Raw genomic sequence first — 10,759 nt, forward strand, 5'->3', positions numbered from 1 at the left:
GGTGGGCGCATGAAGCGGCGCACGGCTCTCCTTTCGCTGCTGCCCCTGGCCGGCTGCGGTGGCGGCGGCGCCGAAGCGGCAGCACCGGCTGCCGCACCAGCGCCGCCCGCACCGGCACCGGCAACGACCGGCATGCGCGACCTGAGCAGCCTGCAGCTGTCCAAGCTGATGGGCTCGGGCTGGAACCTCGGCAATGCGCTGGAGGCCATCGGCGGCGAGACCGCCTGGGGCAACCCCGCGACGACGCAGACGCTGATGAACGCCGTCAAGGCCGCCGGCTTCAAGACCGTGCGCATCCCCGTGTCCTGGAAGCAATACGCCGACGCCGGGGACAACATCGGCGCGGCCTGGATGTCGCGCGTCGCCGAGGTCGTCGGCTACGCCCGGACCGCCGGCCTGTTCGCCATCATCAACATCCACTGGGACGGTGGCTGGATGCAGCCCACCTACGCCAGCCAGGCGATGGCCAATGCGCGCATCACGAAGTTCTGGACGCAGATCGCCAATCACTTCAAGGCCCATGACGACACGCTGCTGTTCGCAGGCACCAACGAGGTCATGGTGACGGACGACTACGGCACGCCGAAGGCCGAGTACGTCGCGGTGCAGAACGGCTTCAACCAGCAGTTCGTCAATGCGGTGCGCGCCACCGGCGGCAACAACGCGGTGCGCAATCTGGTCGTGCAGGGTTTCAACACCAACATCGACCACACCGTCGCCTTCGCCGTCATGCCCACAGACACGGCCGCGCAGCGGCTGATGATGGAAGTGCACTACTACGACCCCTTCGACTTCACGCTCAACGACAAGAGCGCGATCTGGCAATGGGGCGCCGGTGCGACCGACCCCAAGGCGACCGAGGCCGGGTTCAACGAGGCCTACACGGACGCCCAGTTCCAGAAGATGAAGACGGCCTACGTCGACAAGGGCATCCCCGTCATCCTCGGTGAATTCGGCGCCATCCGCCGCACCGAGTACCCCGGCGCCGAGGCCTACCGCCTCGCGTGGGACCGCCACACCGCGCGCGCCGCCTGGGCCCACGGCATGGTGCCCGTCTATTGGGACGCCGGCGCCGCCACCGAGAACCACAGCATGGGCCTGTTCAACCGGGCGACCGGCGCACAGGTCTACCCCGACATCGTCAAGGCGCTCGTCGACGCGGCGACCTGACAACCGGGCGGCACCGCGCCGCCTGGGCCAGAAATCGAGGCGCTGCCCAGGGGGACGGCGCCCGTGCTGACGGCGCAGGCATCCGAGATGAGATGCCACGCCGCAATTCCCACCAGGAGACAAACCTTGAAATCGAAAATCTGGACTTCCTTGTGCCTGCTGGCACTTGCCGCGGCCGGGCCACATGCGGTCGCGCAGACCTGCACCGCCACCGCCGTCAAGCCTTACATCAAGGTCGGCAGCGGCAGCTGGACGAACACCGCGTCGGCGAGCATCGCTGCCGGCACGACCTTCGTCATGGGCCCCCAGCCCACCTCCGGCGGCAGCTGGGCGTGGAGCGGCTGCGGCAGCGCCGGATCGGCCCGCGAGCAGAGCCTCACCGCCAAGGCCAGCTGCACGGCCACGGCCACCTACACGAACAGCTGCGGCGCCAAGACGACGCAGAACTTCGCCATCACCGTGCCCGGCATGCGCGACCTGACCAGCCTGCAGCTGTCCAAGCTGATGGGCGCGGGCTGGAACCTCGGCAACTCGCTGGAAGCCATCGGCGGCGAGACCGCCTGGGGCAACCCGCCCGCGACACAGGCGCTGTTCAACGCGGTCAAGGCCGCCGGTTTCAAGACCGTTCGCATCCCCGTGTCGTGGAAGCAGTACGCCGACGCCAACGACAACATCAGCGCGACCTGGATGAGCCGCGTCACGCAGGTCGTCAACTACGCGAAGAACGCCGGCCTGTACACCATGATCAACATCCATTGGGACGGCGGCTGGATGCAGCCCACCTATGCAACCCAGTCGATGGCCAATGCCCGCATCACGAAGTTCTGGACGCAGATCGCGAACAACTTCAAGGGCTATGACGACACGCTGCTGTTCGCCGGCACCAACGAAGTCATGAAAGATGGCGACTACGGCACGCCGACGGTCGAGTACTACACGGTGCAGAACGGCTTCAACCAGGCCTTCGTCAACGCGGTGCGCGCCACCGGCGGCGGCAACCTGGCGCGCCATCTGATCGTGCAAGGCTTCAACACCAACATCGACCATGCGGTGAACTTCGCGACCATCCCGAGCGACTCCGCGACGAAGCGCCTGATGATGGAAGTGCACTTCTACGACCCCTACAACTTCGCGCTCAACGAGAACAGCACGATCTGGCAATGGGGCGCCGCAGCGACGAGCGCGGCGAACACCGAGACCTGGGCCAACGAGGCCTATGTCGACGCGCAGTTCCAGAAGATGAAGACCCGCTTCGTCGATGCCGGCATCCCCGTCATCCTGGGCGAGTTCGGCGTCATCCGGCGCACGGAGTTCGCGGGTTCCGACACCTACCGCCTCAACTGGACGCGCTATGTCGCCCGCTCGGCCTGGACGCATGGCGCCATTCCCGTCTGGTGGGACGCCGGTTCGCCCAACGCCAACCACAGCATGGGTCTGTTCGACCGCAGCAGCGGCGCGCAGGTGCACACCGGCCTGATCAGCGCGATCGTCAACGCGGCCAAGTAGCCGCAGCAGGCGCTGGCGGCGCCCGGCCGCGCCGCCAGCCCCCTCGCCCGAGGCCCGCCAGGGGCCCGATGCGCAGTTCGACTATCCTGTTAGCAAGCCCCGGCTCCATGCCGGGCCACGGGAGTCGATTTGCAAGAACGCAGCCTGCCGCACGACCGCGGCGCCGCGTCCGAAACAGCGCCGGCTGGCGGCCCGGCCTTCCTGCTGGACCAACCGGCGGGGCCACGGGAGCGCCGGCATGCCCTCGTCGTGGCAGTGGCCTCGGCCCTCGCCTTCGCGGCGCTGGTGCCGTTCGCGAAGCTGAAGCTCGCACCGGTGCCGGCCTTCATCCCCATCTACGAGTCGGCCCTGGTGCTGACCGACCTCATCACGGCCGTGCTGCTGTTCGGCCAGTACCGCATCCTGCGCGCGCAGGCGCTGCTCGTGCTCGGCTGCGGCTACCTCTTCACCGCCGCGATGGCGACCGCCCATGCGCTGAGCTTTCCTGGCCTCTTCAGTGCCACCGGCCTGCTGGGCGCCGGCACGCAGACGACGGTCTGGCTCTACATGCTGTGGCACGGCGGCTTCCCGCTCTTCGTGCTGCTCTACGTGTGGCTGAAGCGCCGCCCCGCCGCAACCATCCCGGCGGCGGTCTGGCCCGTCGGCACGCTGCTGGTTGGTGCCGCGTGCGTCGCGCTGACCACGCTCGGCCACGAAGCCCTCCCGGCGCTGCTCGTCTCGGGCCGCTATGCCACGGCCATGTACGTGACGGTCGGCAGCGTCTGGGCCTTCAACCTGCTGGCCTTGCGCGCGCTGTGGCGTCAGCGGCCACACACCGTGCTGGACCTCTGGCTGATGGTGGTCAGCCTGGCCTGGCTGTTCGACATCGCGCTGTCGGCGATGCTGAACGAGGCGCGCTTCGACCTCGGCTTCTACGCCGGCCGCATTTTTGGCCTGGTGGCCTGCTCGGTCGTGCTGATGGAGCTGCTGCTGGAAAACAGCACGCTGTATGCGCGCCTCTTCAAGGCCTACGAGGCCGGCAATCGCCAGGGCGAAGCGCTCGCCGCCGCGCGCGACGAGGCCGAGGCAGCCAACGCCGCCAAGAGCCTCTTCCTGGCCAGCATGAGCCATGAGATCCGCACGCCGATGAACGCCATCATCGGCCTCACCCACCTGGTGCTGGAGACCCGGCTCGAGCCGCGCCAGCGCGACTACCTGGGCAAGGTGCAGTCCTCGTCCAAGGCGCTGCTGGCGCTGCTCAACGACATCCTCGACTACTCCAAGATCGAGGCCGGCAAGATCACGCTGGAGGCCGAGGAGTTCAGCCCCGAGGAGCTGATCGAGAACGTGGGCCACCTGTTCTCGGCCCGCGTCGAGGAGGCGGGGCTGGACCTGCTGTTCGAGTTCGACGAGCACCTGCCGGACCGCCTTGTCGGCGACAGCCTGCGGCTCACGCAGGTGCTGAACAACCTCGTCGGCAACGCGATCAAGTTCACGCCCAAGGGCGAGATCGTCGTGCGCGCGGAGCTGCTGGGCGAGCAGGACGGCGCGGTACGGCTGCGCATCAGCGTGCGCGACACCGGCATCGGCATGACGCCCGAGCAGGCCAGCCGCCTGTTCGGGGTCTTCAGCCAGGCCGACGCCTCCACCGCGCGGCGCTACGGCGGCACCGGCCTGGGCCTGGCGATCTGCAAGCGGCTGGTGGAGTTGATGGACGGCAGCTTCGAGGTCAGCAGCACGCCGGGCCAGGGCAGCTGCTTCAGCTTCACCTGCCGCTTCGGCAAGGCCAAGCCGGGCGCCGAGCGCATCGACCTGCACCGCATCCGCGGCATGCGCACGCTGGTCATCGATGCCCAGCCCACCGAGCGGCTGATCCTGCAGCAGGTGCTGCAGAGCTGGCGCTTCCAGGTCGGAGTGGCGTCCTTCGGCGACGAGGCGCTGTACCGGCTGCGCCAGGCCGACCCGCTGCACCCGTACGAGCTGCTGCTGCTGGACTGGAAGACCGCCGGCACCGAATTCGTCGACGCGGCCCGGCGCATCGCCGCCGAGCGCGGCACCCCGCCGCCGGCCGTCATTGCGATGGGCAGCATGCACGCCAGCGACCGGGTCGAGGAAGAGCTCGGGACGCGCGCTGCCACCAAGGTCCTCGTCAAGCCGGTCACGCCTTCGCGCCTGTTCGATGTCATCGTGCACCTGCAACGCGGCGAGCAGCGCGCGGCCGAGCCCAGCGACATCGCCGGCCTGGCCGAGGCGATGCACCCCCTGCATGGCGCGCGCGTGCTGCTGGCCGAGGACAACCCGGTCAACCAGCAGGTGGCCTGCGCCTTCCTGGCCATGATGAAACTGCAGGTCGAGGTGGCCGAGAACGGCCTGGAGGCGGTCGAGCGCGTCAAGCAGGGCGGCTTCGACGCCGTGCTGATGGACATCCAGATGCCGCAGCTGGACGGCGTGGGCGCCACGCTGCTCATCCGCGCCATGCCCGAGCATGCGCGCCTGCCCATCATCGCGATGACGGCCGGCGCGATGGAGCACGACATCCAGGACTGCCTGGCCGCCGGCATGAACGCCCACGTCAGCAAGCCCATCGACGCCAGGCAGCTGGTGCGCACCCTGCTGGCCTGGGTGCCGCCGTTCGCCCGCCAGGGCTCGGCGGCCGATGCGGGTTGACGCTGGTTGATGCCGGCTGATGCGGCTGCCAACGGCCGACGGCCGCGTCAGGCCGCCTCGGGCAGGCGCTCGAAGTCCATCTCCCAGTTGGTCTCCCAGGTCTGGCCGCCATCGGCCGAGAAGGCCTGCGCCCAATGCGCCGTCGTGGGGGTGATGCCCGACCAGCGGAAGCGCACGCGCACGGGCTGGCCGCGCAGCTCGTCGTCGCACTGGAACTCGCCCACGCCGGCGGCGAAGCCCCCGATGACCGGCGGGTCGGGCCGGTGCGGGTTGCGGCCGTCGAACCACCAGATCGCCCACTGGCGCGTCGCCGGGTCGTAGGTGCGCAACGACGCGGCGCGGTAGGGGCCGGTAGGCAGTTCCAGCACGTTGTCGTCGATGTTGCCCAGACCGCCCAGCAGCGGCCACATGCGGCAGCGGCCCTCGAAGCGTTCCCAATCCGTGCAGCCGAGCAGGCGCTCCTTCAGGCGCCGGTGGCTGACCTTCCAGTGGCCGATGAGGAAGTCGAAGTCTTGCGGTGTGGATGCAGTGTTCATGCGGGGCCTTCGGGGCGGTGAGCGCGGATTGCGTGACCGCAGTCTGCGCGCCGATACCTGACAACCCGCGGCAGGTATTGAGCTCGGTCAGCCCGGCGGCACCGGCAAGCTCAGCCCGCGCTTGAGCACGCCCATCGCCACCTGCGTCGTGTAGCGGCGCACATTCGGATTGGCGGCCAGCAGGCGGGCCATCAGCGCCTCGTAGCCGGCCGCGTCCGGTGCCGTGACGACCAGCACGAAGTCGGCCTCGCCGGTCACGTAGAAGGCCTGCTGCACGGCCGCCTCGGCTTCCAGCCAGGCGCGCAGCCCGGCCATCAGCTCGGGGCGCTCGCTCTGGACTTGCAGGCTGGCGATGAAGGTCGTCGGCCGGCCGATGCGGGCCGCGTCGAGCACGGCGATATGGCGCTGGATGACCCCCTGCTCGCGCAGCTTCTTCAGCCGGCGCTGGATGGCCGACGGCGACAGGCTGACGCGCTCGGCCAGTTGCTCAGCGGTCAGCGCCGCGTCCTGCTGGACCAGGGCCAGCAGCTGGCGATCGAAACGGTCCAGCTCACTCATGGAAGACGTTGGCAGATTGCGGGCAAACGGCGTCGCGGCGGCGCATCTTGCCGCAATTCATCGCAGGCCCGTCCCTAGCATGGCCGGCTCACCAACAAGGAGCTTGCCGATGATCGATCACATGTCCCTGGGCACCACGCGCTATGCCGATTCGGTGGCGTTCTACAGCCGCGTGCTGGCGCCGCTCGGGCTGCAATTGATGCGGGACACCGGCAGCGAGGCCGCCTTCGGCACCGAAGCGAAATGGTGCTTCTTCCTGTACCCCGTGCCCGAGGGCGAGCCGGTGACGGCGCGCGGCACCCACGTCGCCATCGCCGCCCCGGACCGCGCGGCGGTCGCGGCGGCCCATGAGGCCGCCATGGCGGCAGCGGCGCGCGACATCTTCACGCCGCGCACGCGGCCCGACATCAGCGAGAGCTATTTCGGCGCGATGTTCCACGACCTCGATGGCCACCGCATCGAGGTCAAGACCCGCGAGGCCTGAGCCGGCGGCTGGTCAGCGATTGACCAGCAGGTCTTCGGGCTGCTTGCCCGCGGCGAGCGCGTCCTTGAACCAGTTCGGGCGCTTGCCGACGCCCGACCAGGTGCGGCCGTTGCCGTCGGTGTACTTGGCAACGCCACCCGTCTTCCTGGCCGCTGCCTTGCGGCGCTTGCCAGCCACCTTGGCGGTGGCCGCGCGGCGACGCGTCGCCTTGGCCGGCGAGGCGCCGAACAACTCGTCCGCGGTGATGTCGTAATGGGCGATCGCCTCCTTGATGCGCGCCACCACGTCGGCCTTCTCACGCGAACGCAAGGCGTCTGCCTGTTTCTGCAGTGTTTCGATCTGCTTGAGCAGGCCTTGCAACGATTTCGCCATTCAAGTCTCCAACGACAGGTTTTAGGAATGGCGCGATTCAATCACAAATGGCGCACAGACCTGCCGCAGCGGCCGAATGAAAACCATTCGGTCGAATGAATGACTCGATGAATGAGCGCAATGCATTTCATGCCCGTGCGAGAGGCCCGGGCCCAGGGGTCGACCCTTGGCCCGGGGCATGTACGGCCAGTGCGTGTCAGCAGTTCAGCTTGGCCAGCCCCTTGCCTGCACCCGCCGCCGACGGCAGGTTCTGCTTGACGCAGCTCGGGTCCTGCACCGTGTAGGTGTAGGGAATGCCGAGCGGGAAGGTGGCGGTGCTGGTCCAGTCGGTCGCGTCACGCGATGGCGACGATTCGCTGGCCACCCAGGTGATGCCGAACCGCGAGAAGTCGGCCGGGCTCTGCACGTTGTTGTTGCGCAGCTGCCAGTAGCCGATGGCCGGGCTGTCGCGCGAGGTGACCGGGTTCTGCGCGTTCTCGAACCAGTTGCCCTCGATCAGCGAGTAGCCGCTCATGCGGATGTTCGCCCCGGAGGTCAGCACGCCGCTGTAGAGGTTGTTGTACAGGTGCGTGTAGCCGCCGCGCTGCAGCGGCAGGCGCGACTTCACGTTCTGGTAGTGGTTGTGGTGGAAGGTGATGAAGCGGTCGCTGGCGTCGCTGTCGCTGGAGCCGATCAGGCCGACCTTCTGGTGGTCGTGGATGTGGTTGTAGGAGTAGGTGATGTGGTGGGCGCCGGCCTTGCTGTCGATGAGGCCGTCGAACTCCAGGTCGCCCGCGCCGCTGCACTCCTTGGTGCTGCTGAACAGCGTGTTGTGGTCGATCCAGATGTAGCCCGGGTAGGCGCCGCTCAGCCCTTCGATGCCGATGGCGTCGATGGAGCCCGGCAGCAGGCCGATGGTCATGTTGCGGATGATGATGTTCTGCGCATTGGCCTTGATCGCCAGGCCGAAATTCGCCGCCGAGTCGTTCGTGCCTTCGATGGTGATGTTGCTCTTGTTCTTGATCTCTACGATGGCGCCGTCGGGCTTTTGCCATTGCGCGCAGGAGTCGGTGATGGTGCCGAAATCGAAGCGGCCTGTGTAGCGCAGCACCAGGCCGCCGGTGCCGGTGTAGGCGTTGATGGCGGCCTGCATCTCGGCGGCGGTGGCCACGTTGACGGGCGTCACGCTGCCGCCGCCGGTGACCAGGCCGGCATAGCCGCCGCTGTGGCCGGCGGGTGCGGGTGCGGGTGCGGGTGCGGGTGCGGGTGCGGGTGCGGGTGCGGGTGCAGGTGCAGGTGCCGGGGCAGGTGCCGGGGCAGACACCGGCCCGACCGCGCACTTCTTCGCCGTGCCCGGGTAAGGGTCGGAGCCGAACGTGGCCACGGTGCAGGCGACGCTGCCGCTGAGGTTCTTGATCACCCAGCGGTCCTTGATGCCAAAGGACACCGGGCGCACGCTGGTGCCGGCCTTGCAGGTCTCGCCTTCGTCGGCGCATTTGGAATAGCCCGAGGGCCAGTCCACCGCGTGCGCCGCCGACGCGGCGAACAGCAGCGACAGCGCGGCATGCACGGGTTTGCCGAGCACGGGTGGCACAGGGGGTGGGGTCATGCGGGTGTTCATCTCGTCTGTCTCCTGGGTTTCGTCCACGCCCCGGCCCGACCCGGGCGGCGCGCAGCATGGCGTCGGGCAGGCTCACACGGGCGGCCAAGGCTCGACGAAGGGGTGGGGGAGAGAGAAACCGGAGCCGACTGCAGGTCGCTACCGGTCGATCTGCGCGCCAGGCGCAACGACGTCAGGTCGGCGCGGCACTCCGGCCGCGCATCGCGGGCGGATCATGAAACAGCGTTTCGACTTTGTGGCCCCGGGATTTCACCGCCGGGTAAGCCTGAAGGTCCGGCGCGGGACAACGGCCCCCGCGCCGCCGCGCGACATCGTCGGCGACGGCCTACAGCCGGACTGCGCCCACCCCGACTGCCGTGGCGCAGTCCTAGGCGCAAATTGAAGAGCGTGCATCCCAGCACGCCCGGCCACGCGCCGCGGCCCCCATTACTTCTCGAAGGAGCACGCGATGTCCTACCCCACCATCTCCTCATCCAAGGTCGAAGGCACCAATGTCTACAACCTGCAGGGCGACAAGCTCGGCTCGATCGACGACCTCGTCATCGACAAGCGCAGCGGTCAGGTGCGCTACGCGGCGCTGGAATTCGGCGGCTTCCTGGGCATGGGGACCGACCGCTACCCGCTGCCCTGGAACATGCTGAAGTACGACACGGACAAGGACGGCTACGTCGTCAATGTCGACAAGGCCCAGCTTGAGAAGGCGCCGCGCTATCCGGAGGATGAAGCGCCGACCTATTCGGATGACTACGGTCGCAAGGTCTACGACTATTACGGCTTTCCCTGGATGTAGGCCGTTGACCCCTCGTCCAGTCTCGCCCGCTGAACGCGGCGAGTCTGGCCGGTCCCCCGCGGGGACGGCGATGCTCGCGGCATCGAGCCGCGAGCGCATCGCCAAAGGCGGGCCGGCTTGGGAGCGGCCCGGCGCTCGGCCCGCAAATCACACGGAGCTGCCATGGCCACCAATGCCCGTTCCATCGCCTCGCTGTCGCTGAGCTTCGGCCTGGTGAACGTGCCTGTGAAGCTGTACTCGGCCACCGAGCCCGGCTCCGAGATCCGCTTCAACCTCCTCGACAAGGACGGCTCGCGCGTCAAGCAGCAGTACGTCAACGAGCGCACCCGCGCCGTCGTCGAGCGCAAGGACATGGTCAAGGGCTACGAGGTGGAGGACAACCGCTTCGTGCTGTTCACGCCGCAGGAGCTGAAGAACCTGGAGGAGGGCAGCAGCCACGTGATCCAGATCGTCAGCTTCGTGCCGGTGGCGTCCATCGACCCGCTGTACTACGACAAGAGCTACCTGCTCGCCCCGGACAAGCGCGGCGACAAGCCCTATGCGCTGCTGGCCGAGGCGCTGCGCCAGTCCGGCCGCTGCGCGCTGGCCAAGTGGGCGTGGAAGGCCAAGCAGTACGTCGCGCAGATCCGTGCCAACGAGGACGGCCTCATCCTGCAGCAGCTGCGCTATGCCGAAGAGGTGCGCTCCCTGGCGGACCTCGACATCCCGCAGGCCGAGGTCTCCAAGCCCGAGCTGCAGCTGGCGCTGCAGCTGGTCGAGCAGATCGCGGCGGACGAGTTCGACCCGACGCAGTTCGAGGACGACGAGAAGGCCCGCGTGCTTGCGGCCATCGAGGAGAAGGTCAAGGGCAAGCAGATCGTCGCGTCTGCGCACGAGGAGGACGGCACGCCGGGCAGCGGCCAGGTCATCGACCTGATGGATGCGCTGCGTGCCAGCCTGGGCGGCAAGAAGCCGGCCAAGGAGGCGAAGGAGGCCAAGCCGTCCAACGTGACTGCCCTCAAGCCAAAGCCGGCCCCGGCCCGCAAGGCCGCCAAGCGCGTGAACGCCGAACCCGAGGCCGCCCCGGCGCCGCGCCGACGCGCGCAGAAATAGCCGCC

The 10,759-nt window shown here is 68.4% G+C and carries 10 protein-coding genes; 6 read left to right on the plus strand and 4 right to left on the minus strand.

What is annotated here, in order from left to right; genetic code table 11:
• From ASD35_RS24910 to ASD35_RS24920, 3 genes are all read left to right on the plus strand, one after another.
• Positions 1 to 1,170: glycoside hydrolase family 5 protein (locus ASD35_RS24910; RefSeq protein ID WP_369819242.1), on the plus strand; the 1,170-nt coding region annotated here is incomplete at its 5' end.
• Between the two features lie 126 nt (positions 1,171 to 1,296).
• Complete coding sequence (locus ASD35_RS24915) at positions 1,297 to 2,676, plus strand: glycoside hydrolase family 5 protein (protein WP_235538458.1); 1,380 nt, start codon at positions 1,297 to 1,299, stop codon at positions 2,674 to 2,676.
• A 129-nt stretch (positions 2,677 to 2,805) separates the two neighbouring features.
• Positions 2,806 to 5,322, plus strand: coding sequence for a response regulator (locus ASD35_RS24920; protein ID WP_056877682.1), 2,517 nt, complete (start codon positions 2,806 to 2,808; stop codon positions 5,320 to 5,322).
• Positions 5,323 to 5,369: 47 nt separating this feature from the next.
• Here the strand turns inward: ASD35_RS24920 and ASD35_RS24925 are convergent, their stop codons facing one another.
• Together ASD35_RS24925 and ASD35_RS24930 are read right to left on the minus strand one after the other, a co-directional pair.
• Positions 5,370 to 5,858 carry a hypothetical protein gene (locus tag ASD35_RS24925; protein ID WP_056877683.1) on the minus strand — a complete coding sequence of 163 codons (489 nt, stop codon included), beginning with the start codon at positions 5,856 to 5,858 and terminating at the stop codon, positions 5,370 to 5,372.
• Between the two features lie 87 nt (positions 5,859 to 5,945).
• Positions 5,946 to 6,416: an Lrp/AsnC family transcriptional regulator gene (locus tag ASD35_RS24930; RefSeq protein WP_056877684.1), complete on the minus strand. Its 471-nt coding sequence runs from the start codon at positions 6,414 to 6,416 to the stop codon at positions 5,946 to 5,948.
• Positions 6,417 to 6,525: 109 nt separating this feature from the next.
• Between ASD35_RS24930 and ASD35_RS27700 the strand changes: the two genes are divergently transcribed.
• Entirely contained in the window at positions 6,526 to 6,900 is a 375-nt protein-coding gene (locus tag ASD35_RS27700; RefSeq protein ID WP_056877685.1) for a VOC family protein, read from the plus strand.
• A 12-nt stretch (positions 6,901 to 6,912) separates the two neighbouring features.
• On the opposite strand, the gene ASD35_RS24940 is transcribed toward ASD35_RS27700, so the two are convergent.
• Both ASD35_RS24940 and ASD35_RS24945 read right to left on the minus strand, forming a co-directional pair.
• Positions 6,913 to 7,272, minus strand: coding sequence for an H-NS family nucleoid-associated regulatory protein (locus ASD35_RS24940; RefSeq protein WP_056877686.1), 360 nt, complete (start codon positions 7,270 to 7,272; stop codon positions 6,913 to 6,915).
• A gap of 196 nt (positions 7,273 to 7,468) precedes the next feature.
• Positions 7,469 to 8,860, minus strand: a complete 1,392-nt coding sequence (locus tag ASD35_RS24945; protein ID WP_082580455.1) for a polysaccharide lyase family 1 protein — start codon at positions 8,858 to 8,860, stop codon at positions 7,469 to 7,471.
• Between the two features lie 460 nt (positions 8,861 to 9,320).
• Between ASD35_RS24945 and ASD35_RS24950 the strand changes: the two genes are divergently transcribed.
• The gene (locus ASD35_RS24950) at positions 9,321 to 9,662 is read left to right on the plus strand and encodes a PRC-barrel domain-containing protein (RefSeq protein ID WP_056877687.1); all 342 of its coding nucleotides are present in this window, start codon (positions 9,321 to 9,323) and stop codon (positions 9,660 to 9,662) included.
• 162 nt (positions 9,663 to 9,824) lie between these two features.
• The gene (locus ASD35_RS24955; RefSeq protein ID WP_056877688.1) at positions 9,825 to 10,754 is read left to right on the plus strand and encodes a Ku protein; all 930 of its coding nucleotides are present in this window, start codon (positions 9,825 to 9,827) and stop codon (positions 10,752 to 10,754) included.
• Positions 10,755 to 10,759 lie beyond the last annotated feature (5 nt).

It is taken from the genome of Pelomonas sp. Root1444, from assembly GCF_001426885.1.
Taxonomy (GTDB): domain Bacteria; phylum Pseudomonadota; class Gammaproteobacteria; order Burkholderiales; family Burkholderiaceae_C; genus Pelomonas.